The sequence below is a fragment of the Methylolobus aquaticus genome, from assembly GCF_054172105.1.
In genome coordinates this window covers 93,671-119,681 of the sequence record NZ_JBSYXP010000009.1, presented here as the reverse complement: position 1 = coordinate 119,681, position 26,011 = coordinate 93,671, and the positions used below count along the sequence as shown (strand labels likewise).

Annotated in this window: 17 protein-coding genes; 7 read left to right on the top strand and 10 right to left on the bottom strand. The window is 62.8% G+C overall.

From position 1 onward, the window contains the following. Positions 1 to 72: 72 nt before the first annotated feature. From thrC to alaC, 3 genes are all read right to left on the bottom strand, one after another. Positions 73 to 1,164, bottom strand: a complete 1,092-nt coding sequence (gene thrC, locus ACW73L_RS13665) for a threonine synthase (RefSeq protein ID WP_498922756.1) — start codon at positions 1,162 to 1,164, stop codon at positions 73 to 75. A gap of 68 nt (positions 1,165 to 1,232) precedes the next feature. Further along, positions 1,233 to 2,543, bottom strand: coding sequence for a homoserine dehydrogenase (locus tag ACW73L_RS13660; protein ID WP_498922755.1), 1,311 nt, complete (start codon positions 2,541 to 2,543; stop codon positions 1,233 to 1,235). A 33-nt stretch (positions 2,544 to 2,576) separates the two neighbouring features. After that, positions 2,577 to 3,761 (bottom strand): alanine transaminase, encoded by a 1,185-nt coding sequence (gene alaC, locus ACW73L_RS13655; RefSeq protein WP_129883724.1) that lies wholly within the window; start codon positions 3,759 to 3,761, stop codon positions 2,577 to 2,579. Positions 3,762 to 3,972: 211 nt separating this feature from the next. Here alaC and ACW73L_RS13650 point away from each other — a divergent pair, with 211 nt between their 5' ends. Continuing rightward, complete coding sequence (locus tag ACW73L_RS13650; protein ID WP_498922754.1) at positions 3,973 to 5,169, top strand: cytochrome-c peroxidase; 1,197 nt, start codon at positions 3,973 to 3,975, stop codon at positions 5,167 to 5,169. Between the two features lie 19 nt (positions 5,170 to 5,188). Here ACW73L_RS13650 and ACW73L_RS13645 read toward each other — a convergent pair whose 3' ends face one another. Genes ACW73L_RS13645 through ACW73L_RS13630 form a run of 4 tightly spaced genes read right to left on the bottom strand, consistent with a single transcriptional unit; the run spans position 5,189 to position 7,846 of the window. Further along, positions 5,189 to 5,503 (bottom strand): DUF4870 family protein, encoded by a 315-nt coding sequence (locus tag ACW73L_RS13645; RefSeq protein ID WP_498922753.1) that lies wholly within the window; start codon positions 5,501 to 5,503, stop codon positions 5,189 to 5,191. A 45-nt stretch (positions 5,504 to 5,548) separates the two neighbouring features. Further along, positions 5,549 to 6,094, bottom strand: coding sequence for a GlcG/HbpS family heme-binding protein (locus tag ACW73L_RS13640; RefSeq protein ID WP_498922751.1), 546 nt, complete (start codon positions 6,092 to 6,094; stop codon positions 5,549 to 5,551). A gap of 28 nt (positions 6,095 to 6,122) precedes the next feature. Next, complete coding sequence (gene murU / locus ACW73L_RS13635) at positions 6,123 to 6,833, bottom strand: N-acetylmuramate alpha-1-phosphate uridylyltransferase MurU (RefSeq protein WP_498922750.1); 711 nt, start codon at positions 6,831 to 6,833, stop codon at positions 6,123 to 6,125. After that, positions 6,830 to 7,846: an aminoglycoside phosphotransferase family protein gene (locus tag ACW73L_RS13630; protein ID WP_498922748.1), complete on the bottom strand. Its 1,017-nt coding sequence runs from the start codon at positions 7,844 to 7,846 to the stop codon at positions 6,830 to 6,832. The genes murU and ACW73L_RS13630 overlap by 4 nt, the downstream gene beginning before the upstream one ends. 277 nt (positions 7,847 to 8,123) lie before the next feature. Between ACW73L_RS13630 and ACW73L_RS13625 the strand changes: the two genes are divergently transcribed. From ACW73L_RS13625 to rsmA, 4 genes are read left to right on the top strand one after another with little or no spacing between them, the layout of a single operon-like run. Next, positions 8,124 to 10,718: an LPS-assembly protein LptD gene (locus ACW73L_RS13625; RefSeq protein WP_498922747.1), complete on the top strand. Its 2,595-nt coding sequence runs from the start codon at positions 8,124 to 8,126 to the stop codon at positions 10,716 to 10,718. Positions 10,719 to 10,738: 20 nt separating this feature from the next. Beyond that, positions 10,739 to 12,109: a peptidylprolyl isomerase gene (locus ACW73L_RS13620; protein WP_498922745.1), complete on the top strand. Its 1,371-nt coding sequence runs from the start codon at positions 10,739 to 10,741 to the stop codon at positions 12,107 to 12,109. A 1-nt stretch (position 12,110) separates the two neighbouring features. Beyond that, positions 12,111 to 13,109, top strand: a complete 999-nt coding sequence (gene pdxA / locus ACW73L_RS13615) for a 4-hydroxythreonine-4-phosphate dehydrogenase PdxA (RefSeq protein ID WP_498922743.1) — start codon at positions 12,111 to 12,113, stop codon at positions 13,107 to 13,109. After that, on the top strand, positions 13,109 to 13,909 hold the full coding sequence (rsmA, locus tag ACW73L_RS13610; protein ID WP_498922741.1) for a 16S rRNA (adenine(1518)-N(6)/adenine(1519)-N(6))-dimethyltransferase RsmA: 801 nt from the start codon (positions 13,109 to 13,111) through the stop codon (positions 13,907 to 13,909). Before pdxA ends, rsmA begins: the two co-directional genes overlap by 1 nt. Positions 13,910 to 14,053: 144 nt before the next feature. On the opposite strand, the gene ACW73L_RS13605 is transcribed toward rsmA, so the two are convergent. Together ACW73L_RS13605 and ACW73L_RS13600 are read right to left on the bottom strand one after the other, a co-directional pair. After that, on the bottom strand, positions 14,054 to 14,377 hold the full coding sequence (locus ACW73L_RS13605; protein ID WP_236102134.1) for an Lpp/OprI family alanine-zipper lipoprotein: 324 nt from the start codon (positions 14,375 to 14,377) through the stop codon (positions 14,054 to 14,056). An 83-nt stretch (positions 14,378 to 14,460) separates the two neighbouring features. Continuing rightward, positions 14,461 to 15,024, bottom strand: a complete 564-nt coding sequence (locus ACW73L_RS13600; protein WP_498922869.1) for a L,D-transpeptidase family protein — start codon at positions 15,022 to 15,024, stop codon at positions 14,461 to 14,463. Positions 15,025 to 15,127: 103 nt separating this feature from the next. On the opposite strand from ACW73L_RS13600, the gene ACW73L_RS13595 reads away from it, so the two are divergent. Further along, complete coding sequence (locus ACW73L_RS13595) at positions 15,128 to 16,762, top strand: alpha-D-glucose phosphate-specific phosphoglucomutase (protein WP_498922739.1); 1,635 nt, start codon at positions 15,128 to 15,130, stop codon at positions 16,760 to 16,762. A 602-nt stretch (positions 16,763 to 17,364) separates the two neighbouring features. Continuing rightward, a complete protein-coding gene (locus ACW73L_RS13590) occupies positions 17,365 to 19,833 on the top strand; it encodes an RICIN domain-containing protein (RefSeq protein WP_498922738.1) in 2,469 nt (822 codons plus the stop codon). Between the two features lie 375 nt (positions 19,834 to 20,208). Here ACW73L_RS13590 and ACW73L_RS13585 read toward each other — a convergent pair whose 3' ends face one another. Continuing rightward, on the bottom strand, positions 20,209 to 25,995 hold the full coding sequence (locus tag ACW73L_RS13585; RefSeq protein ID WP_498922736.1) for an alpha-2-macroglobulin family protein: 5,787 nt from the start codon (positions 25,993 to 25,995) through the stop codon (positions 20,209 to 20,211). Positions 25,996 to 26,011: the final 16 nt, after the last annotated feature.

Here is a 26,011-nt window from a genome sequence, read left to right as displayed (position 1 = left end):
CGTGTACCTGGCGCTGTCGTTCAGTGTTTGTGGAGGGGAGCGGACGGCAGCGGCCGGTCTCTTCACACCCCCTCAGAGTGCATCGAGGATAGCGCGTTTCACCGCGTCGAGTTGGGCTTCTACAGTGCGCGGCTTGACCGTGCATTGCCCAATGGCCGTGTCCGGGTCTTTGAGGCCGTGTCCGGTCAGAGTGCAAACGACCGTACTGCCCTCGGGGATGCGGCCCCGTTCGATGTCGTGGATTGCGCCGGCTACCGAAATCGCCGAGGCGGGTTCGCAAAAGATGCCCTCCTTCTCGGCGAGCAGTTTTTGCGCCGCCAGAATCTCCTGATCGGTGAAGCCGGCGAACCATCCGCCCGATTCACGCTGCGCGCGCCAGGCCCCGTCCCAGGACTGTGGGTGCCCAATGCGGATCGCGGTGGCGATGGTCTCGGGATGGTCGATCATTTCGCCGGTCAGGAAAGGCGCGGCGCCCGCGGCCTGATAACCCAGCATGATCGGTCGCCGGTCGGTCACCGGTGGATGGCGTTCGGTGCCGATCGCGTATTCGCTGTAGCCCTTCCAGTAGGCAGTGATGTTGCCGGCATTGCCGACCGGGAGGCAATGGTAGGTCGGGGCCTCGCCCAGTTCGTCGACGATTTCGAACGCCGCTGTCTTCTGCCCGTCGATACGGAACGGGTTGATCGAGTTGACGATCGTGACCGGCGCATGGTCGGCGATCTCCTTCACGATCCGCATGCCGTCATCGAAATTGCCCTTGATCTGCAGCACGACTGCGCCGTACAGCATGGCTTGAGCCAGCTTGCCCATGGCGATTTTGCCATCGGGAATCAACACGAAAGCCGTGATTCCGGCACGTCCGGCATACGCGGCGGCGGCGGCAGACGTGTTGCCGGTCGACGCGCAGATGATCGCCCGGCTGTCCTCCTCGACGGCTTTCGACACGGCCATGGTCATGCCGCGGTCCTTGAAGGAGCCCGTGGGGTTCAGTCCCTCGAATTTGACATACAACGCAACATCCTTGCCGATCAGCCTCGGGATGTTGTGGAGTTGGATCAACGGCGTGTTGCCCTCGCCGAGGCTGATCGGACAGGTCTTGTCCGTGCAGGGCAGACGGTCGCGGTAGCGGTGGATGAGTCCGATGTAGCGGTTGGCTGAAGGCATGGTGGCAGTCGCTGCGAAAAGGCTGGGGCGTCGGTCGTAACGCGCGAGTCCGGCTTTGGGGCTCGCGCTTACTTCAAGGTTTCGAGGCGGATCCGCACGGCGGGACCCTGGATCGTGTCGAGGGCTTCGATCTGCGCCAGCGCAGCATTCAGTTCCCGCTCCAGCACCCGGTGGGTGATCATGATGATCGGCAGATGACTCGCGCCCGTGGGCGCTTCCTTCTGTATCAACGCCTCGATGCTGATGCCCTGGTTGGCGAGGATCCGGGCGATGTCGGCCAGCACGCCGGGTTTGTCTTCAGCGTTCAGTCTCAGGTAATAGGCCGTTTCGACCTCGTCGATCGCGAGTACCGGTATGTCGGAGATCGACTGCGGCTGGAACGCGAGATGCGGTACGCGATTCTCGGAATCGGAAGTCAGCGTGCGCACGACATCGACCAGATCCGCCACGACCGAGGACGCCGTCGGCTCGGCGCCGGCGCCGGCACCGTAGTACAGCGTGGGTCCTACCGCGTCGCCCTTGACCAGGATGGCGTTCATGACACCCGCCACGTTGGCGATCAGCCGGCGCTCGGGAATCAGGGTCGGGTGCACCCGCAGTTCCACGCCGCGTTCCGTGCGCCTTGCGATGCCGAGCAGTTTGATCCGATAACCGAGGGCTTCCGCATAGGCGACGTCCGTGGCGGTGATGCCGGTGATGCCTTCGACGTAGACGCGCTGGAACTGCAGCGGGATGCCGAACGCGATCGAGGCCAGGATCGTCAGTTTGTGCGCGGTGTCCGTACCCTCGATGTCGAAGGCGGGGTCGGCCTCGGCATAACCCAGCGCCTGAGCCTCCTTCAGCACGCTGTCGAAATCGCGCCCCTTGTCGCGCATTTCGGTCAGGATGAAGTTGCAGGTCCCGTTGATGATCCCGGCGACCCACTCGACGCGATTGCCGGCCAGGCCCTCACGCAAGGTCTTGATGATCGGGATGCCGCCTGCCACGGCGGCTTCGAAGGCCACCATCAACCCGCGTCGGCTCGCCTCGGCGAATATCTCGTTGCCGTGCAGCGCGATCAACATCTTGTTCGCGGTAACGACATGCTTGCCCCGGTTCAGGGCCCGCAGCACCAGATCTTTGGCCGGTACTTCGCCGCCGATCAGCTCGACGACGATCTGGATGTCGGGATCGTCGACGACTGCGTGCGGATCGGTGGTGACTTCCAGCCCGCTGGTGTCGCAAATTCGGGCGCGCGCGAGGTTGCGAGTCGCAATCCGGGCGATCTGAATTTCGCGGCCGGCGCGCCGGCTGATCTCGCTGGCATTTCGACGCAGCACGTTGACGGTGCCGCCGCCGACCGTACCCAGCCCGAGCAGGCCAATCTTTACCGGCTTCAATGACAGGTCCTCACGTGGCATCTCGACCGGCGATCATACTTCATTGTCCCGTCGCAGCATATGACGGATGCCGCGCACGGCTTGTCGCGTCCGGTGTTCGTTCTCGATCAGGCTGAAACGCACATGGTCGTCGCCGAACTCACCGAAGCCGATGCCGGGCGATACGGCGACTTGCGCATCGAGCAACAGCTTTTTCGCAAATTCCAGCGAACCCATCGCGCGGTACTGCTCCGGGATCGGAGCCCAGACGAACATGGTGCCGCGCGGCTTCTCGACGTGCCACCCGATGTCGTTCAGGCCCTTGCACAGCGTATCCCGGCGTGATCGATAGAGTTCGCAGATCTCGTGGACGCAATCCTGGGGGCCTTCCAGAGCGGTGATCGCAGCGACCTGAATCGGGGTGAACATTCCGTAGTCCAGATAGGACTTGATGCGGGCCAGCGCGGCGACCAGCTCGGGGTTGCCACACATGAAACCCACGCGCCACCCCGGCATGTTGTAGCTCTTCGACAGCGTGAAAAACTCGACGGCGACTTCGGTCGCATGAGGAACCTGCAGGATCGACGGGGCGACGTATCCGTCGAAGACGAGGTCGGCGTACGCGAGGTCATGCACCACCCAGATCCGGTATTCGCGAGCGATTTCGATGACCTTCTCGAAGAAGTCCAACTCGACGCACTGCGTGGTCGGGTTGCCCGGAAAGTTCAGGACCAGCATCTTGGGTTTCGGCCACGAGGTCTTGATGGCCTTTTCGAGTTCCTCGAAGAAGTCGACCCCGTCGATCAACGGCACGTGGCGGACATCCGCACCGGCCAGCACGAAGCCATACGGATGGATCGGGTAGGCGGGATTGGGCACGAGCACCGCATCGCCCGGGCCCATCGTGGCCATCGCCAGATGGGCCAGGCCTTCCTTCGAGCCGATCGTGACGATCGCCTGGGTGTCCAGATCCAGTTCGACGTCGAAGCGGTCCCGGTACCAGTTGCAGATGGCGCGGCGCAGGCGGGGAATGCCGCGCGATACCGAATAGCGGTGGTTGGTGTCCTTGCGGGAAACCTCGACCAGCTTGTCGACGATGTGTTTGGGTGTCGGTCTGTCCGGATTACCCATGCCGAAGTCGATGATGTCGCTGCCGGCCGCTCGTTCCTTCGCCTTCAGTTCATTGACGATGTTGAAGACGTACGGCGGTAAGCGTTTGATGCGCTGAAATTCTTCCATTCGCGGCTCGGCAGGCAGAGGTCGTTGGGGGGAGGGCGGGTGTACGCGGTGAGGCGCCGTGACAAAACGCCTAAAAATAAGATCCGCGGTGGTTCTTGTCAAACTCGGCTTGGATGGTACGGCCGCGGGGTGATGGTGTGTCGGGATCTTGATTGAATTGCATTACAGATAGTAATGTTTATCAACTGTAAAAACTAATCAGGTGCCGGCCATGAAACGCGCTCATTCCGTTATTTTTCCGATCGCCGCCGTGGCTAGCATGGTCTCGCTGCCCGTACCGGGCTGGGCCGAAGGCCCGGTTCTCGGCGGTCAGCGATTCCTGCCGCTGAAGGCCCAACTCGGGCAGAAACTGTTTTTCGATTCGGACCTGTCCGCGCCGCCCGGTCAGTCGTGCTCGAGTTGCCACGATCCGAACGCTGGGTTCTCGGATCCCGATCCGCGCACGCCCACCTCGAAGGGCGTGATTCCCGGCCGCTTCGGCAGTCGCAATGCGCCCACCGCTGCCTACTCCGCCTTCGCTCCGGCATTCCATTACGATCCTGCCGAGGGGCTTTTCGTGGGCGGACAGTTCCTCGACGGGCGGGCGGCGACCCTGGAAGATCAGGCCGGCATGCCGTTCCTGAACCCGCTCGAGATGGCCAATCCGGACAAGGCGACAGTCGTCCGAAAGGTGCGCCAAGCCCACTACGCCGATCTGTTCCGCGCCGTTTACGGGCCCAAGGCGTTGGCCGAGGTCGATCGCGCCTACGACCGTATAGCGGATGCGATTGCCGCGTTCGAGAACACCCGCCTGATGAACCGCTTCAGTTCCAAGTACGATGCATATCTCGCCGGGAAGGCCGAGCTGACCCCAGCCGAAGCGAGCGGGCTGCGTTTGTTCGAGGATCCAGCCAAGGGCAATTGCGCCGCATGTCATCCCAGTGCCCCGGGGCCGGGTCGGACCCCGCCGCTATTCACCGACTACACCTATGACAATCTCGGCGTGCCGCGGAATCCGGCCAATCCGTTCTACGGTTTGCCCGCGGAGTTCAATCCGGAGCAGCGGGAGTTCGTCGACAGGGGGTTGGGAGCGGTTCTCGCGCGGTCCTCGGAAGACGGCAAGTTCAAGGTGCCGACGCTGCGCAACGTCGCCGTCAGCGGACCGTACATGCACAACGGTTACTTCGCCAGCCTTCGGGCAGTGGTTGCCTTCTACAACGATCGTGACGTCAGGCCGGCGTGCAAACCACGGTTCGTCGGTGAGGCAGAAGCGTTGCGGAGGGGCTGTTGGCCCCGGCCCGAGGTGACCCACAACGTCAATCGGGACGAACTAGGCCAGCTTGGTTTGACTGATCAGGAGGTCGACGACATCGTGGTATTCCTGCAGACCCTGACCGACGGTTACCGGTTGCCGACCGTGACGGAGTGACGCCGGTTGCGGGGCCGAATCACGGTCCCACGGCTTGCTCCCGGCTCAGCCGGACCCAGCCCTGAACGACCCGATAGACGATCCACATCAGGTCGCCGCTGAGGATCATCACGCCGAGCGGGCCAGCCGTCAGTGCGAGTGCTCCGGCGACGCCCACCGCGAGGCTGATCCAGAATGTCTGGATCTGCCAGCGGAAGTGGGATGCCAGCCACGACTCACCCGCTTTGGGCAGTTGCGTGTGGCTGATGATCGCGCTGATCGGGTAACTGATGCCGGCAATGACTGCGCCGGCCTGGAGCAGGTAAGCAATTTGAGCCAGTTGCTTTTTGGTCATGGCCATAAGCGGGTTTTATCGCGGTGTGAGGGGCGCGGTGACTCGCTACGTCGGCGGTCCGTATGGCTCAGCGCCGATGGCGGCCAGTCCGGCTCGCGCGCAGGTCTCGTCCAGGCGCACGCCCGGTGCACCGCCGACTCCGATGGCACCGACGATGGCGCCGTTCAGGGAAATCGGGAAGCCGCCCCCGAGCAGCAGGATCGAGTCGTTCATATCGTGCAGTCCGGCCAGTTCTGCGGAGCCGGCCGCGATTTCTGCGATGACTTGGGTGGGTTGGCGCAGGCTCGCGGCCGTGTAGGCCTTGCGTCGGCTGCTTTCCACGGTGTGCGGTCCGGCGCCATCAGCCCGTGCGGCCAGCACGGTCACACCGGCAGCATCGGTCACGGTCACGCTGACGCGGTGGCCATCCGTCTGACACTGTCGCAAACTCGCGGCTGCGGCCTTCTGCGCGAGTTCCAACGAAATGTTTGAGACCGTGACGAGATTCTCGGCGCGGAGCGGTGATCCGAACGAGGATAGCGCGAATGCTGCAAAAACGGTCGCCAGGTGACTCATGGAAGCGACGTCACGCTGCGTGGGGTGTGTCTTCATCTCGAACTCCGGGGCAATCCGACCCAAGTCAGACTTTCGACTGCGCGGCGCGATCGGATGTTCCGGTCGGTATATGGGGCTGACGCAGGCGGGCATCGAACTCCTGCAGGCGTTCGCGCGTGCCGATATCCATCCAGAAACCGGGATACAACTCGCCCGTGACGCGCCCGTGGGTCATGGCTTCGCGCAGGAGCGGTGCCAGCGCGCAACGACCCTCCGGCAGGTTGGCGAACAGCGAAGGCCGGTAGAGACCGATCCCGGCAAAGGTATGACGCTCCGCGCCGTCCGGCATCAGTGTCTGGCCGTGCAAGGCGAAGTCTCCGACTGGATGGTGCTCCGGGTTTGCGGTCAGGACCAGATGGGCGTCACCGGGCGGCGGGCGGTGCAGGCGCTCGAAGGGAAAATCGGTTGCGATGTCGCCGTTCACGACCAGAAAAGGGTCGTCCCCGAGCAGCCCTAGGGCATGGCGGATGCCGCCGGCCGTCTCCAGGGGCTCCGGACCCTCATCCGAGTAAGCGATGTTGACACTCCAGCGGTGTCCGTCGCCGAGGTGCTCCCGAATCTGGTCGCCCAGGTAAGCCAGATTGACCACCAGTTCGCGAAATCCGGCTTGGGCGAGCGCGACGATCAGGTGCTCGATCAGCGGCCGCTCTCCGGCTTCGAGTAGGGGTTTCGGCGTGTGGTCGGTCAGTGGCCGCAGCCGTTCGCCGCGGCCGGCTGCGAGGATCATGGCCTTCATGCGAAGACCGCGCGCCGGTGCGCCGGTTCGGCAGTGGACCGGAGAAACTCGCCGAACTCGGCGAATTCCGGATACTTCGTGCATACGCTGTCGACGTAGCCCAGCGTCCGCGGAATGTCTTTGAGGTAACCGCCCTTGCCATCGCGGAGCTGGAGGCGGGCAAAAATGCCGACGGCCTTCAGGTGTCGCTGCATGCCCATCAGGTCGAACCACCGCTCGAAGCGGGGAGCGTCCGAGGCAGCCAGCAGATCGTGTGCGATGGCCTGCTCCAGGTACTCCTGTCGCCAACGTGAGACACGGGACTCGGGCCAGGCGACATAGCAGTCCCTCAGCAGGGACACCAGGTCATAGCTGATCGGACCGATGACGGCGTCCTGGAAGTCCAGGATGCCCGGATTGCCGGAGGCACAGACCATCAGGTTGCGCGAGTGGTAGTCACGGTGGACGAAGACGCGCGGTTGCTCCAGGGCCGAGGTCACCAGTGTCGCGCTGACGCGGTCAAACAGAGACGCGGCATCGCCGTCGAGCGGACTGCCGAGCAGTCGACCCAGGAACCAGTCGCGGAAGATATCCAGCTCGCGTCGCAGCAGTGCGGCGTCGTAGGCAGGGCGTCCGCAGTCTTCGGTGTCGATCCCCGCCTGCAGGCGAACCAGCGCGGCGATCGCATCCCGGTAGAGCCGGTCCGAATTGTCCGCCCCGAGCGTTTCCAGATAATGGCGGCTGCCAAGGTCGCTGAGAACGGCAAAGCCTCTCTCCAGGTCGGTGGCATGCACGGCGGGCACCGTCACGCCGGCCTGACGCATCAAGTTCGCAACATCGATGAAGGCCTGGAGATTCTCCGTAGCCGGTGGGGCATCCATGACGACCCAGGACAGGTCGGCGATGCGGGTGCGAAAGTAGCGGCGGAAGCTGGCATCCCCGGAGGCGGGAACGAGCCTGCCCTGGCAACCGGGCAAGGTCTGTTCGAGCCAGATCGACAATTCGGTGCAGCGTGTGTCCTGGGGAGTGGTCATGCGTCTCTTGCGGTCGTCGAAAATTGCTTCGCGAGCGGAATGATGGGTTAAAATCAGGGCATTGTATGAGCTCCCGAGTCAGAAGAGAAACCCGGCCTCACGGCCAAGGCAGCGCGCCCGGCCGCCGTTGCGTGTAAGATGCCCAGTCCTTCGACCGCTTTCGGACGCCTTGCGCCCCTCAGTGCTGCCAGACTTTCTCCACCCTAGGTCCCTAGTCCCGGTCCTGAGAGGCCTCGCGGGCATCTGGCTGTGCGTGCCTTTCGGTGCGCAGGTGGCCATGGCGGTGCCTGCGCCGACATCCGTCGACGCGCAGCCTGCCTCTCGGATGGTGATTCGTAAGCCCTCGGAAGTCGCGCATGTCGAGGTTCCGCAGGGCCGTGCGGCCGGCATCACGGACGCGAAGTCCGGCTGGACCTGCCGCCAGGGTGACGAAGAAAAGGAATGGAAGTGCTCCCTCGCCGGCCCGGATCCCCGCGGAGAAACGCACGTGGTGCGCGAGCCGGGGGAGGAAATCGAGAACTGGTCCGAGCAGACCGACATCACGGACGAAGACGAAAAGCGGTTCCGGCCGCTGATGAGCAGCTTTCCATCCGATCCCTGGCTGCTGAATTGCGGGAAGCGGGAAGAGTACCGGGGCACGGACTTTCTGCTGTCGCCTGCCGATCGGACGGCGCGCGAACGCGCACCGATCGAGATCCGTTCCGATTATGGTGAGTTGCACGGTGATGAAGTCGCCAATTTCTCCGGCGCCGCTGAGGTCACGCGCGCCGATCAGAAACTGTCGGCGGACTTCATGAGCCGCAATGCCTTTGTGAACACGATGAATGCGAACGGGAACATGACCTATGTGGAGAAGGGCATGGCTTTCTCGAGCGACAGCGGCTTTCTTGATCTCGGGAAAGACAAGGGCGTTCTGCGCAATTCGCAGTTCGTGCTGTCCACCGTCCCGGCACGCGGCACCTCGCGCCTGACCTTCTTCGATAACAAGGATCTCTCGCGCTACGAGCAGTTTGCCTATACCAGTTGCCCGCCCGGCAACCGCGACTGGGTCCTGCACGCCGACAAGGTCAAGATCAACAAGGCCACCGGTCAGGGATCCGGCAGTCACGCATGGATGGAGTTCAAGGGTGTCCCGATGTTCTACACGCCCTACATGTCTTTTCCGACCGACGACAGGCGGCAAACGGGCTTGCTGGCTCCCAGCTTCGGCTATTCTTCGGTGCGCGGTTTCGATCTGACGGTGCCCTATTACTTCAACCTCGCGCCGAACTACGATCTGACCGTCTGGCCGCGGCTGCTGACCGAGCGCGGCGTGCTGTTGCACGGCGATTTTCGCTACCTGACTCCCTACAACCAGGGGCGACTGATCGGCGAGGTTCTGCCGGACGATTGGGAGACGCACCAGACGCGTGGTGAGGTCGGGTTGCTCGATAACGCGACCTGGACCGAGAATCTGCGATCGCATGTGGACCTGAACTGGGTCTCCGATCAACAGTATTTGAACCAACTCAGTAACCAGCTCGCGCTGATCGATTTCAACTTCGTGCGCAGTAACGCGTCGGTAACCTATACGGGCAGCACCGACAGTTTCGGCGCCTATGGCGTGACGACCTCCGCCGACACGTTCCAGACGATCAATCCCTTGATCGCGCCTGAGCAACGTCCCTTCTATCGGCTTCCGGCGACGAACATCTTTCATTACCTGCCGATCGCGGACACCGGTTTGAATGTGACGACCAACGTCGAGTTCGCCAATTTCGTCAGCGATGTAAATCCCGCGGGTCAGCGCCTAAACCTGAAGCCCCGCTTGCAGTTTCCGCTGCGCAGTGCGGCGGGTTTCGTCACGCCGAGCGTCAGCATGCAGTTGACGCAGTACATGATGACCGACCTGGTCAACCCGAACGATCCTGCCGACAGGGGTAAGCAGAACCAGCAGGTTGTCGACAGCAGCCTGACGCGCGCATTGCCTATCGTATCGCTGGATAGTGGCCTGTACTTCGAGCGGGATCTGGATATCGGGAAAGCAGGGTACACGCACACATTCGAACCGCGCTTGTTCTATGTGTATATCCCCTATCAGGATCAGGATCAGTTTCCGCTTTACGACACGATCAACTACGACTTCAACTATTACCAGTTATTCCGCGAGAACCGTTTCACCGGCAACGACCGACTGGGCGACACCAATCAGGTCACGCTGGCAATGACCTCCCGGCTGTCCGATCTGGCCAGCGGCAGGGACCGCTTCAGGGCGACGATCGGTGAGATCTTCTATTTCCAGGGGCGTCGCGTGACCTTGCCCATCTCGAATGTCGGAACGCTCTACTATCCGGATCAGGCGACGACGTTTTCGAACCTGATTGGCGATATGAGCGCGGCAATCACCGACCGCTGGTGGGTCGATGTCGGGGGACAGTACAACCCCTATGACAATCAGTTCGAGCGGCGCCAGATTTCGCTGCGCTACGATGCGCGCAACAACGATTTGCTGAACCTGACCTACCTCTACCTGAACCAGCCGAGCAATCAGGACTTCCAGGTCAACTTGCTGGACGGCTCGATGCGTCTGCCGATCCCGTTCCTGGGTGACGGTTGGCATGCGATTGGGCGCTGGCAGTATTCGCTACTCGATCAGATCACGCTGGAAGCGTTCGGCGGTATCGAGCGCGAAACCTGCTGTTGGCGCCTGGGCGTCGTCGCGCGGCATTACATCAACAGCGTGAATGGCGTCAGTGGCACCAACAGCTTCACGTCCACGGCGAACAATGGCGTTTTCGTACAGTTCGAGTTCAAGGGTCTGACCCGACTGGGCGATCAGCTCGAAAAGCTCCTGACGCGAAGCATCCGCGGCTACCGGACGCCAGACCAATGACGGCCAGAGACCTCGCAGTGATGACCATCCGGACGATCATGGTGAAGCGCCCGGCCGCTGCGGCGCAGCTGTTACTTGCATGCGGCATTCTCCTGGCGGGGCCGGCGCGAGCCTATGACGAATCGATTGATCGCATCGTCGCAGTGGTCGAAGACGGCGTGATCCTGGAAAGCGAGTTGGATAACAAGGTCCGCACTATCCGCCGCAGCCTGGACCAAAGCAATACCTCGCTGCCCCCGATCGACGTGCTGCGCCGGCAGGTGCTGGACCGGATGATCCTTGAGAAGATTCAACTGCAACTGGCAGAAAAGGCGGGCATCGGCGTGGACGATGAGACGCTGCGGACGGCGGTGCAACAAATTGCCCAGCGGAACCAGATTTCGGTCGATGAGCTGCGTGCGTCCCTGGAGCAGGAAGGCATCGGCTATGCGGATTTTCTAAACCAGATTCGCAGCGAGATTACACTTGGGCGCTTCCGCTCAAGTCAGGTGAACAGCCAGATCAAGGTCACCGACCGCGAAGTGGATCACTACCTCGAGACGCAGGCACAGTCGGGGGTGGGGGCGGACAGCGAATATCTCCTTGGTCACATCCTGATCGCCACGCCGCAGGCCGCGTCTCCGGAAGACGTCCAGAAAGCGAAGGAAAAAGCCGACGCGCTGGCTGCCGAACTAGTAAAAGGGGCGGACTTCAAACAGGCGGCGGTCGAGAATTCGAGCGATCCGCAAGCGCTGAATGGCGGAGAATTGGGGTGGCGCAAGCTGGCACAGATTCCGACCTTGTTCGCGGAAGCCGTGCCAAAAATGAAGAAGGGTGAAGTGCAGGGGCCGATGCGCAGTCCGAACGGATTTCACATCATCAAGTTGATCGATGTTAAGGGATCTGAGCAGCAGACCGTCACCAAAACCCGTGTCCGCCACATCCTGATCAAGCCTAATGAAGCCTTGTCCGACAGCGACGCAGAGCAAAAGTTGGTCGGGCTCAAGGAGCGGCTGGCGAATGGAGAGGATTTCGCCGACCTCGCGCGCGCGCACTCCGATGACAAGGGCTCGGCGATCAAGGGCGGTGAACTTGGGGAGGTTGAGCCGGGCGCGTTGGTGCCGCCGTTCGAAGAAGCCATGAGCAAACTGAAGCCCAGCGAAATCAGCGAGCCGGTGCAGACCCAGTTCGGCTGGCACTTGATCCAGGTACTTGATCGGCGGGAATCATCGGACAACAACGAGGCGCAAAGGAACCAGGCGCGCGACGCACTTTTCAAGCGCAAAGTCGAGGAAGAGACGGAGCTCTGGCTGCGTCGAATCCGGGATGAGGCGTATGTCGAGATCCGGCTGCCCGAGGCTGCGCCGGAATCGCTGTTGCCGTCGAATCCACTGTCCCCATCGTCGCCCTGACGTGGCGTTCCCCCGTATTTTATTGACGACGGGCGAGCCAGCCGGTATCGGCCCCGATCTGCTGGTAGCCATTGCCGGGGCGGCCTGGGACTGCGAGCTCACCGTTATCGGTGACCCGGCCTTGATCGAAAACCGGGCGGCCGAGCTGGGTACATCACTCCGTGTGCGTCGGACGGCACCGGCTGTCACGCTGGGCCGGCATGAAGCCGGCTGCTTGTCGGTATGGCCAACGCAGCGCAGCGTGCGAGCCCGGTGCGGCCAGCTAGAGCCGAACCACTCCGCCTATGTGCTCGAGACGATCGACGAGGGAACGCGCGCCTGTTTGAGCGGGGTATTCGATGCGCTGGTGACGCCCCCGGTACATAAGGGGGTCATCAACGCCGCGGGCTTCAACTTCACCGGTCACACGGAACACATTGCCGCGCTGACTGGAGGCGATCCGGTAATGATGCTGACCGTGCCGGGCCTCCGGGTCGCTTTGGTGACGACCCATATGCCGCTCGCGAAGGTCAGTGGTGCCATCACGTCGGAACTGCTGGAGCGAACTCTCCGCGCCGTACATCGGGATCTCCGTTTGCGATTCGGCATAGCGACGCCGCGGATTGCGGTGTGCGGCCTGAATCCGCATGCCGGCGAAGGAGGTTACCTGGGGCGCGAGGAGATCGAGGTTATCGAGCCGGTGCTTTTGCGGTTGCGGGGTGAGGGTTGGCAGTTGCGCGGCCCGCTGCCGGCCGATACGGCATTCTTGCCGGAGATACTGGCGGAGGTCGATGTGGTGCTGGCCATGTATCACGACCAGGGTCTGCCGGTGCTGAAACATATCGGATTCGGTCGCGCGGTCAATGTCACACTGGGGTTGCCGATCATCCGGACTTCAGTCGATCACGGCACTGCGCTCGACCGCGCAGGCACTGGGCGGGTCGATGCGGGTAGCCTTAAGGCCGCTCTCGAGATGGCGATCACGCTGGTGAGGCGCGGGCGCGTGTCGGAGGAGGGGTGATGTCACACGCTCCCCGTCGACGTTTCGGCCAAAACTTCCTGCGCGATGAGACGGTGCTGCGGGCCCTGACGGACGCGATTGCTCCGGGCCCCGATGACCGGGTCGTCGAGATCGGGCCTGGCCGGGGGGCTTTGACGCAGCGTCTCGCGGGCACGTGCGCGGAGTTGCACTTGGTCGAGATCGACCGCGATCTGGTCGCGGAACTGCGCCAACGCTATGCGGGTGATTCGGGTGTTTTCATCCATCAGGCCGATGCGCTGAAGTTCGACTTCCGTGAGTTGGTGACCGACGGGCGCAAGCTGCGCCTGGTGGGGAATTTGCCTTACAACATCTCGACACCGCTGCTGTTCCATCTATTCGAGCAGCAAGATGGCGTCGTCGACATGCACTTCATGTTGCAACGGGAAGTGGTTCAGCGGCTCACCGCGGATCCCGGTTCGGCCGATTACGGCCGCCTGACCGTCATGTCGCAGTACTTTTGTCGCTCGGAGTCGCTGTTCGAGGTTTCCCCGGAGAGTTTCTTTCCGCAACCCAAGGTGACGTCCGCCGTCGTGCGACTGGTGCCGCATCAACAGCCGCCAGTCAAAGTTTTTCTTCCGGCACTGCAAAAGGTCGTGCTCGCCGCGTTCGGACAGCGTCGCAAGACGCTGAGGAACTCATTGAGTGGGCTGTTGGGGCCCGAAACGCTGGCAGCGCTCGCCATCGATATGGGGCTGCGCGCTCAGGACTTGGAACTGGAGGATTTCGCGCGCATAGCGGACACGCTACCGCGGATGGAGGGTGACCGAGGCTCGGGCTGAGCGGCTATCGTGCCGAGAGCGGGAGAAGTGGAACTTTGCGGAGATAAGTGTGGATCGCTTTTTGCGGGGCGCCCCCCCAAAATAAAAACCCCGATCGGCTTTGATGGCCGGTCGGGGTTCCTCGTATGACGATTAAGCCGGAGCTTACTTCATCATCGACTTCTTGAACATGCGGTCGAGCTTCGCATTGACTTCCTCTGAAGCCGCCGCTGCACGGCGAGCAGCAGATTCAGCGCTGGAAGCCTTCGCTTCAGCCGACTGCGCAGCCGACAGCGCTTCCTCGGCGGTGCTCTTGATCGAAGCCTGTTCGGCCTTCAGACCATCGATCTGGGTCTGCAGGGCGGTAACGTCAGACTTCGAGGCGCAGCCCACCAACAAACCGGTCGACAGCAGCACTACGGACAATTTGGTTGCGTTCAACATAGCTAGCTTTCCTTCTTCCTTACTGAGGTTGATTGAGTCGTTCATCCACGCGGGAACTCACGACTCCCGCCCGTTAGTTTGCCGCTATTTCGGCGGATTTTCCACAACTATTTTGGTTTAGCCCCCCTTCACCGGATGCTCACCAGCGTACCTTTCCTGACCCAGTGCGCGAGCCGGTCCACTTGACGGTTGGTCAAGGCTACGCAACCATGCGTCCAGTCGAACAGTTCATGGACATCCGCATTGCCGCGGCCAACGCCGTGAATGCCGATGCGACCTCCGAGCGGGGTACTTTGCGGTGGGACATTCCGGCCGAAGTGGGCTTCCATGATCTGATTCAGAGTATCCCCGCCGATCAGGCCTCGGTCGAAAGCACGACGAGCGACCTGCAAATTGGGATAGGTAAAGCCAAAGAATCGATGAAACTGGCTGTTCTCGTTGATCCAGCCGATCCGGTATTCCCCGAGCGGCGTCTTGTCGTCGCCGCGTTGCTTGTCAAAACTCGCACCGCGGCGGCCGATCGCGATACGGGGGAATGATTCCACCATCTGTTCGCCGGCCATGACATTCAATTCGTGTGTCTTGGTATCGATCAACAGCCAAGTGTCGGTCGTGCTCGCAGGTCCGGCAATGGCCGAGCAGCAGAAGAACGTTGCGCACAATGACAGGGAAAGATAGCGCCTCAACGACATTAACCTCATTTTTGCAATTGCGTAAGCTGAAATCCATTATTTACCGGAGCGAATTACTCCGCCAGTAAATGGTACGACTCACTAAGCTCATCGGACAATAACTATGCTCATCGAGACCAGAAAGACCCAACCTTATCCGGACCAAAAGCCAGGAACCTCCGGGCTGCGCAAGAAAGTCAAGGTGTTCCAGCAGCCTGGCTATCTCGAAAATTTCGTGCAGTCGGTATTCGATACGCTCGGTGACGTCAACGGCAAGACCCTCGTGCTGGGGGGCGATGGTCGCTACTTCAATCGCCAAGCCTCGCAGATCATCATCCGAATGTCGGCGGCCGCAGGCGTGGGGCGCCTTCTGGTTGGCCGCGGTGCGATTTTGTCGACCCCGGCGGCTTCCTGCGTTATCCGCAAGAACAAGGCGCTCGGCGGCTTCGTCCTGTCGGCCAGCCATAATCCGGGCGGACCGGACGAGGATTTCGGCATCAAATTCAACGTTGCTAACGGTGGGCCCGCCCCGGAGAGCTTCACCAATGCGGTCTACTCGCGGACCCTCGAAATTGCGGAGTATCGGATCGCCGAGTCGCAGGAGATCGATCTCGACCGGCTCGGCGAGTACCAACTGGGCGAGATGACAGTCACGGTCATCGATCCGGTGGACGATTACGCCGAGTTGATGGAAAGCCTGTTCGACTTCGAACTGATCAAGGGTGCGCTGAAGACCGGCACGATCACGCTCCGCTTCGACGCAATGCATGCCGTCACCGGACCTTATGCCAAGCGGATTCTGGAGGACCGCTTGGGCGCCGCCCCCGGGTGTGTCATGAATGCGGTGCCGCTCGAGGATTTCGGGGGTGGTCATCCGGATCCCAACCTGACCTACGCGCACGCACTGGCCGAACTGATGTACGGTGCCAAGGCGCCAACCCTGGGCGCTGCATCCGACGGGGACGGCGATCGTAACATGATCATGGGGGCACGGTTCTTCGTGACACCCAGCGACAGTCTTGCCGTGCTCGCTGCCAATGCGCACCTGATTCCGGGGTACCGGAACGGTGTCTGCGGTATCGCACGTTCAATGCCGACCAGCCAGGCAGCGGATCGCGTCGCGAGGGCTCTTGGGGTCGAATGCTTCGAAACCCCGACCGGCTGGAAATTCTTCGGCAACCTGCTGGATGCGAACAAGATCACCCTGTGCGGGGAGGAGAGCTTCGGGACAGGATCTGGCCACGTTCGGGAAAAGGACGGGTTGTGGGCGGTGTTGTTCTGGCTGAATCTGGTGACGGTGCGTCGGCAGTCGGTGGCTGAAATCGTCCGCGATCACTGGCGCCGGTTCGGCAGGGATTTCTACACGCGCCACGATTACGAAGGTATCGATTCCGTGATCGGAGACAGTATTCTCCAGTTGCTGCGCGATCAGTTGCCTAGTCTGGCAGGGCAGACGCTCGGCGCGCAAGTCGTTCGCTTGGCGGACGATTTTTCCTACAAGGATCCGGTCGATGGCAGCACCAGCGACAAGCAGGGCATCCGCATCCTTTTCGAGGATGGATCGAGGATCGTGTTCCGGCTGTCCGGTACAGGCACGGAGGGGGCAACCTTGCGTATTTACGTGGAACGCTATGTGCGTGATGAGGCGCTGCACGGGACCGAAACCCAGGAGGCGCTGCGCGACCTGATCGAGCTTGCGGAACGACTGTGCGAGGTCAAGAAGCGTACCGGCATGACCGAGCCGACCGTCATCACCTGACCGCATCCGTTTCGCGTCCGGGTCCAGGGACGCGCGGGCTTTCTGTCCCGGGGCTCGTTTTCCCCCAAGACTTCATTGAGCGCAGGTTCCGCCGCGCCGGCCTAGGCCGGCGCCGTCCCTGGGCGGATTACGCTGCTGTTGCGGTTTTCGCATTCCGGCCATGAGGAGGCACCGACGCCTCATCGCGTTTCGCGCGTAGTCGCGCCGGTGAGTCTGTCCCGTGTTTCAGGCCGATCCTGATCGCTGCCGATCGACGCGTCAGCATATTGCTTTTGCTGACGTCAGCATTTTTTACACTCCGGGTGCCGGTGCGCCTATCCTCCGTCGGTGACAGGCTGTTTGTCGTCGCGGGGAAGGGGGTTATAGGTGTTGGTACGTCACGTGCTTGTTCTGTCGGGTAGTCGTTTTCCGAGCGACACCCCGGATGGTTTGATCGCCATTCGCAGTACGTCTCCCCTAGCAGCGCTTGCTGCATGGTGTTTGGGCTGGAGCATCAGCCCAGTTGATGGCCCTACCGAGCGTGGGTGGTGAAGTACAGCCGGGTGAAGTCCAACTCGGGTCATTTACGTGAACGCATATTGTCAATCGAGGTTACGCGACGCATGAGTCATTTGCTGAAAAGTGTTCAATTTCCCTTGCGGGCGATACGGTTATTTGCGGTTGTCCTGATGTCGTTGGGTGCGGCTTCATCGGCGTCCGCCACGACCTCGCTGGTCCGTACCGCGTACGACAGCATCATCGCCGAAAGCTCTGGCCAATGTCTGGATCTTGGGCGCGTAGCCGGTTCGCCCAATGCTGTCGCACAATGGGACTGCCAGGGCCAGACGGGGCAGCGCTGGACCATACAGCGCCGGTCCGGCTCATCAGTGATCATCAATGCCAAGACGCGACGTTGCCTCGCAGTCGAGGGAGACGGCAGCGATGCCGGTGCCTCTCTGGTTGAGGCCGCCTGCAACGTGCCGAGTCGCTTTTGGAACGTTTCTCCGTCGGGTGGCCGCTTGCAGCTCGTTTCGCGGCAAAGCGGCCTCTGTGCGACGGTGCGCGGCGCATCGCGTACGCGGGGGGCGGCCATGGAACTGCAGCCTTGCACCGATGTGTCGCACAAGCGCTTTGTGATCGGTCGAGGGCTCGTGACGCCGGAGACCCCGGTCCACCTGATCGGTCAGGAAAGCGGCCTGTGTGCGGTTGTGCCCGGTGCGCAGTCCGCTGCGGGAACTGCAGTCGTTCAGCAAGCCTGTGGCACGACCCTCAACACACAGTGGACACTGCAACCGTATGCGTCCGGGGCGGCTGGAGCTTACCGGATCGTCGCCGGCCACAGTGGGGCCTGTCTGGCAGTCGATGTCGCGACGGACGGGGCAGGGATGCAGTCCGGCGCGCGACTCGTCCAGGTTGCCTGCAGCGCTCAGCGTGCCGAACAGTGGCTGCTTCGCGCTCAGGTGTCTCGCTCGGCCTATCGGCTGGAATCCAATCTGAGTGGGCTTTGCCTCGACGTGGCTGGCGCGAGTCGCGCCAAAGGTGCCGCGCTGGTGCAAACGGCCTGCAGCAATGCGGCGCCGACGCAAAACTGGACTCTGGCCATTGCCAACCCGCGGGCCTCGTGGGGAACCCTGATCAATCTGCCGCTGGTGCCTGTGGCCGTGTCGAATCTCCCGGACGGCAGGGTTCTTGGCTGGTCTGCAGGGGCCGAGCTGTACTTCCAAGTGCCGGGTGCGGGCGAGCCTGCACAGACTGAGTCGGTGGTTATTGACCCCAGCACTGGCGACTGGTCCCAGTACCGCATATCGAACACCAACCACGACATGTTCTGCCCAGGAACCAGCAACTTGCCGGATGGCAGGCTTCTCGTGTCCGGCGGCAGTTCGAGCCGGCGCACCAGCATATTTGATCCATTCGAGTCTCTGGCCGATCCGTGGATTCGGGGACGGCAGATGAACATCAACCGTGCTTATCAGGGCAACACGGTATTGTCGACCGGCGACGTTTTCACGCTAGGCGGATCGTGGAGCGGCGGGATCGGCAACAAGGCGGGTGAACTTTACTCGACCTCAGCCGATGCCTGGAGTTTGCTGTCAGGCGTGCCGCTGCCGGATACGTCGGACATCATTGGCCCTGATCTCGGCGGTACCTACCGGGGTGACAATCATGTCGCATTGTTTGCGCAGCGCGATGGTTGGGTATTCCATGCCGGCCCAAGTGCCCAAATGCACTGGATCGACACGAAGAACGGTGGCAGCGTGTCGGCCGGGATTCCGCGCGGGGACGACACCTACAGCATTAACGGCAACTTCGTCCTATACGACACCGGTGACACGAGCCGGATCCTGAAGCTCGGCGGCGCTCCGAATTACGATTCCGGTGACGCCTTCGACCGGGCCTATCAGATAGACATCAACCAGAGCCGCAACGTTGCCGTCAAGCGACTCGCTCCCATGAATCACCCGCGGACCTTCTCCAACAGCGTGGTTTTGCCCAATGGTCAGGTCATCGTCGTGGGCGGTCAGAGTCGTGTTCGGCTGTTCTATGACGACGATGCCGTGTTCGAGACGGAACTGTGGGACCCGCGGACCCAGGTGTTCACCAAGCTGAATGCGCCGATCGCGGTAGCGCGCAACTATCACAGCGTGGCCTTGCTGTTGCAGGATGGGCGGGTACTTTCCGGCGGCAGTGGCTTGTGCGGCGTCAATGCCATGCAATCAACCGGTTGCCCGGGGAATCATCCGGACGTACAGATCCTGACTCCCCCCTATTTACTGAACGAGGATGGCTCGCTGGCTAATCGGCCGGTCATTAGCCAGGCACCGGCGGTAGCGGCGTTGGGTGCCACCATCACGGTCGATACCGACCGGCCCGTCAGTGAGTGGGCGATGCTACGCATGTCATCGACCACCCATACCGTCAACAACGACCAGCGGCGAGTCCTGCTGAGGCACACCAGCGCGGCGGTCAGGAATCGTTACAGGCTCACCATTCCTGCGCAGAGCGGCACCGCTCTGCCGGGTTACTGGATGCTGTTCGCCCTCGACGCTCGGGGTGTGCCGAGTGTGGCGAAGACCCTCCAAATCCAGTGAGGGTTCCCGCTAGACATTAGACGAAGGCTTTTCCGGCGGTGGCGCGCGTGCTTCGCGCCACCATCCGTTGTGTCGTCATTGGTTGCCTTTCCCGCCGGGTCGATCGCAAACAGGCGCCGGGTGGATCGAGTCCGCAGGGGGCTCTGGCTTCTCCGTCGCCCATACGATGGGCGAGACTCGCTGGGCGGCAGGGATCCGCCCCGAAATTTCGGGCGAAGCACCTAAATGGAAGACTCTACTGCGGGGCGTGCAGACAAGAGGCGATCAGTTGTGCCCTCACTCAAGCGGCATGCTATGCACCGTATTCGTCTCGGTGCATCCGAGGAGCGCTCGGGCCGAATCGCTCCCACTCAAGCGCGGCGCGGATGCAGCTGATCATGGCTCCTTGACTTCCAGCGTGCCATTCGGGCTCTCACCGAATACCTCAGGCGCGTAGAGCGCCTCGACCCGCGTCGGGGGCAAGGCAAACCGGCCCGGATTGTTGAACCGCACCGTGTACTCGACGGTCCACCGGCCCTTGGGGACATAATCGTAGTAGGACCTGAAAGCGTCGAAACGCCGCTCCTGATAAAGCGGCCAAGCCCCGCCATCCTGGCGCTCGTCTGCCGTCAGCAGCGATGAGTCGCGTCCCAGGCCCGTGCCCAGAATCGAGGCTCCGGACGGAATCGGATCGTCGACGACCACCCAGGCCATGTCGGCCTGAGCTTCCAGTTCCAAACGGACACGCGCGACGTCGCCGCGGCTCCAGATCCCGGCCTGACGCTGCTCAACCGGCAGCAGCGTCCGGTGTATCGCATAGCCATTGAAATCGTCCGCGCGCAACGGCACGGCGGCTCGGCTCTGGATCGTCGCCCAGGGCGTGCCGCTCCCCTGATGTTCCAGTTCCAGTGCCGCCGGTTGCGTGGGCCAGGGGAGATCCACGGTGCCGCGGGTAGAGTCCGGACCAAAGTGCCAGGAGGCTTGCTGCTCCGCCAGCTTCACTTGTGTTACGCCGCTTACCGTCCCGCCGCGAAAGGCCGCTGCGAATTTCTCGAGCGCCAGGGTGCCCCAGGCGTTGGCGACCGTCGTGTCCCAGTGGCCTTTTCTCTGGCGTCCCAGCGCGCCGGTCACCAGACGAGGCAGGTCACTGCGCCAGTCGATACGCCCCGATACGGCAAGTATCAACCGCGCGAGGTTGGCGTCGGTGCCGGCCATCAGCCACGGCAGTCCGTCGGACCGTTCGGTGGAGAATCCGGCAGTAGTGCCGCGAAAGCTCAAGCGTGACCTCAAGGTCTGTGCGGCTTCCTGCAGTCGGGCGTCGCGACCGGCGAGGGTGGGCAGGCGCTGCAGGATCCCGAGCCAATCCAGGATGGCTGACGTCGGCCAAAGAGCAGGTTCGATGGTCAGCGCGTCCAGCATGGATGGTCGCGCCTGTCCATGCCGCGCCAGGGCTTCGATCGCCGTCAGTCTGCGCACGACCCGATCGGTTGCGAAGGGGGCCACCAGCCGCGACAACCGTCCCTCGACGAAGCCCTGCAATGCGGCTATTGCCCGATTACGGCTCGCCTCGGGCAGGGGCCAGCCACTTTCGTCAGCCATTGCCAGAAGATACGCGGTCAAGGTGTCGCTCCCCTCGAGCCGGTCTCCCGGAAAGTATTGGAATAGTCCGTCCCCGTCGGTGTAGCTCGGCAGTTCCGCCATCATGGAGTCCCATAGCCCACGATCGCGGAGGGCGACAGCCCGCGAGATGCGCTGTTCCAGGCACGTGTAGGGGTAACTTTGCATGTACTCGCGCACGCCGTCGCCGCCGTCTCCCAGCCATTCCCGCAGTTCGACGCGCACGCCACCGGCTCCCGGAACAGCATCCGGTGGCCGAGCCGTCTCGATGCGCACAGCTTGGGTAAGTTGCACCAGTGTGGCCTGCTGCACGCGCACCGGCAGTGCCGGGATGACCGTCTGGGCCAATCTCAGGTTGTCGCGAGCATCGCCACCGTCGCGCTCGCTGGCCGTGATGTCCCAGGTAAGCTGTGCCGTGTCGGTCGGTACCGTCATCGCCCAGCGTAGTTCCTGCGCCTCTCCCGGCTTGAGGGTCAGCGATTGCGGCGCTAACGCCGGGACCGTCGGTCGCCCGGATTGGGCGGAGACACTCGCCGACACGTCGGCCGTCACGGCACGATTCGAGGTGTTACGTGCGGTGAAAATCGCCACGACGTCATCGCCTTCCCTGACCAGCGGCGGCAGGCCGCTGGTCAGGGCCAGATCCTGGGTCGCGCGTATTGTCGCGCTGCCGGTTCCGAAATATCCGGTGCCGCCATCGGCGACCGCCGTCAGACGAAAGCCGGTGATCGAATCGTTCAGCGGCACCTCGACCTCCGCCTGCCCGCCGGCATCGAGCGGAACACGGCCGCGCCAAAGCAGTAGCGTGTCGAACAACTCGCGTGCCGGCTGACGTCCACCCCCGCCGCCGTGTGGGACCGCCTTTCGCCCATAGTGACGCTTGCCGACGACTTGCATTTGCGCGGTCGAAGTAAACACCTCGATACCGCGTCGTCCCATCATCGCATCGAGTAATTGCCAGGAGCGATTGGGCTTCAGTTCGAGCAGGCCTTCGTCGACCGCCGCGAAAGCGATCTCGGCCGATTCCGGCAACGGTCCGGCGTCGGCGCGGTTCACAGCGACCTTGATTCGGGCCCGTTCGCGGACCTTGTACGTTTCCCGTTCGGGCATGACCTTCACGTCCAGCCGGTACGGCTTCCAACCAATGTCGATGCTGCGCGTGCCGAGCCGGTAGGCCGGCTTGTCGAGATCGACGGTGGCCGTGAGCTTCTCCCTGTCCTTGGTCAGATGCAGTTTGCGACCCAGTTCGTGTAGCCATCCAAGGGGCTCGGCCGCGCGTCCGCGCACCGCGAGCACGGAGACGAATGCATTTGGCGCATACTGCGGCTTGATGGGGATTTCGATGACCGGTGATTTCCCGGACAACTCGGTGACGAAGGCATCGAGCACGCCTTCGCGCTCGATCGTGACGAGCGCAGTCGCCTCGCGGAACGGGCTGCGCACCTGAATGCGGGCGGTGTCGCCGGCCTCGTAGGCGGCGCGCTCGGGCAACACATCCATGCGGTCACTCGGACCGCCTTCGAACCACCAGTCGTCGCCGGTGGCGACCCACACTTCCCGGGTGGCCAGCGCCATATTGCCGCGGTCGTCGCGCGCACTCGCCCGCAACACGACCGCTCCCGAGCTTGCCGGTGGAACCTCGCAGGATGCAAGCCCGAGGCGGTCGGTGCGTACGTCGCAGCGCGCCGGGAGTCGCCGCAACTCAGATCGGTTTTCGTACGCGTAGAAGCCACCGATCAGGCGTTTGCGGTAGGAAAAGGTCTTCTTGGCGAACAGCTCGACCTGAATGGCCTGACCCGCAAGCGGTTTGCCGTCCAGGCCGAGTGCGACGACCTGGAACTGCAGACGATCGCGGCTCACGGCCCAGTTCTCGGTCCGCAGGCCCAGATTCAGCTTCGCCGGCCAGAGCGGAATACGCTGTGCTACCGTGAGGCGTTCGCCGTTCGCATCCGGGTATTCCAGTTCAGCCAGCAGTTCCTGGGGTGTCTGCGCGGTCGGCAGGTCGGTCAGCGTGGTCCGCGCCGAGCCGTTCCCGTTCAGCGTCAGTGGCAGCGTACGCGCTGGCGCGGTAACCGTGTCGGGTGCTTCGTCGGTCTCCTCGATCAGGCCTTCGGCCACATCTGTTCCACCGAAACTGAAATCCTCATAGGCCGGAAAGGTCAACGGGCGCGGCCGCACTTGTGTCCGCAGCACGACCGGAAGGCCTCCCGCTCCACCGCCGCTGAGATAGCTGACGAACAAGTCGACCGTTGCGCTGGATGCGTTGACCAAGGGTTCCGCGCCGGACTGGATTACGGCGCGCATCGTCGGCACCCGGAACTGCTGCACCTGAAACTGTCCCGCGTCGGCGAGCCACTGATCGTCACGGTATAGCCGCAGGTCGTAAGCGCCCAACTTGGCTTCTCGCGGAATCGTCCAACTGGCCTCGGCGATCCCGCGCGCATCGAATGCGACCGGCAGCGGATATTCCTGGTTGCTGCCGGAGTGGGTGATGCGCAGCTGGTTCGGTTGGGTACCCGCCGGAACCGCAAAGCCGTTCATGACTTTCTCACGGAGAAGAAGCTTCATCGACACGGTCTCGCCGCTGCGCAGCAAGCTCCGATCGAGCACGGCGTGGGCGACGCGGGCCTGCTCGGCCGATCCGGTCATTAGGCCGAAGTCGCTGGGCTGGATGCCTCGGTTCCAGCCGGAGAACGTGAAGCCAAGCTGCCCGTCGACGCGCGCGCTGACGAACAGGGGTGGGCGGGAAGCGTTCCAGTCGCCGCAGTCACGATCGTCGTTAGGGGGAGGAAGGGTTGCGCCGCCGATCGTGGCTAGCCCCGCGGCGTCGGTTGTGCCGTTCCAGATGACGGTGCCCTTGCAGTAATCGCTGATCCGTATCGCGGCATTAGCCACGGGTGTGGCGCGGTCCAGGGTCGTGACCCAGACGCGCGAGGACTCTCGTCCCCATTTGAAATGTACAGCGAGATTGGTGACCAGCGCCGAAGTCGCCACGTAGCGCGGCCTCGGTACGCCCAGCAACGCCGCTCCGAGCCGCGGGCTGGCCAGTTCGACCACGTAGAAGCCGGGCGTTGGCAGTGGAATGCCGATGACTTCGAAAGACCCGCCGCCCAGTGGCTTGGTGATGGACAGCGGCGTGGTCCCCGCCGTGCCGGCGAACACCGATGTGGATCCGGTCAGCTCCTTCCAGTGCGGGGGCTTGTCGGTACCAGTCCCGACCCACTCTCCACGCCGCTCAGCCGCCGTCTTGACGGTCTTGAGCCAGCCGATGATTCGTGCATCATCGTCATCGACGCGTTGTAACTGCCCGGACAGCGCAGCGCCCCGCGTTGCCTCGGGCCCCAGGAGTTCCGCTGCGACGGTGTCTTCGACATTCCGCAGCGTGACCGGCAAGATGCCGCCTTCGTTGGACTCAATGATGCCGAATTCCCCGGAGAACTTGGCCAACGGAGGATATTCGTCGGTCGCGACCGGTAAAGGAAAGCGCGCAGCGTTTTCCAGCGGGCGTCCGGCATCATCGGTCAGGTCGGCCCCGAGCCGGATTTCAAATTTGGAGGCTTCGGGGAAAGGCCCCTTGAACACTACATGATCGATCGTCGCCTTCCCGGTCTCGAAGGCTTCGGGCGAAAAGGTCCGACCATCGGCCTGGGCGACCAGGCGGATCGCGGCCGCCTGTTCGGCCGGCAGCGACGCCGAAAAGAACAGCTTCATGGGCAGGAACGGCACACACTGGGCCTGGGCATTGACGCGTTCGCATTCGAAACGGGCGGTGAAGGACGGGCGGGTTCGGAATTCGAGTGTTCGGGCCTCGGTCGTCGCCAGTCCGCTGCCAACGGCCTCGATGCCCTTGCCCCAGACCAATCGCACGGGTGTGTCCGGCGGCAGGCGGCGACGGCACTGCAGGGCAACGAGGCGTTCCTGCAGGGCTTTTGCGTCGGGAAATCGGTCGAAGAAGTAGCGGTATTCCTGTCGAAGTTTGCTGGTCAGCAGGGTGTCGCGGGCGGTGCCCGTCAGCAACTGGGTTTCGATACGCTCTCCAACCCCTTCCACCTCGCAATGAGTATGAGCGGCGATCGACTCGCCGGTCGCTGCGGCGTCGAGCGCCAGGATGAAGCTTTGGTCGGCATCGATGCCGCCGTGACCCTCGCCCGGGAGCGAATCGATGATGCCGGGTCCTCCCGTATCAAAAGTAAACGCACGGTTGCCGCTCAGGAGGCGGCCACCGAGTGAACTGAGCGAGGGCTCGACGGTGAACGAGCAGCGCAGTCCGGCAGGCAGGTCGGTCGCGAAATCGTAGATCCAGTTACGGCTGTCCAGCCAATGCCCGCGGCCGGCCACCGGGCAGTCGATCCGGAAGGGCTGCGGCCCGAGGGCATCGCCGAGGCGCAGCATCGGGGCCGAGAAACGGGCGGTGACCTGCCGAATCGGCTTGACCGTCCCTTGCGGCGAAAAAGCCTCCACCCGTATCGCTTCTGCCGGGGAGGAATGGGGCGTCGTGGCGCTGGTCACGGCCCCGTGACCGGACAGCGCCAGTACAAGCAGGGCTTGAAGCATGGGAAACCGCATGGGAGTGCCTCCGTGG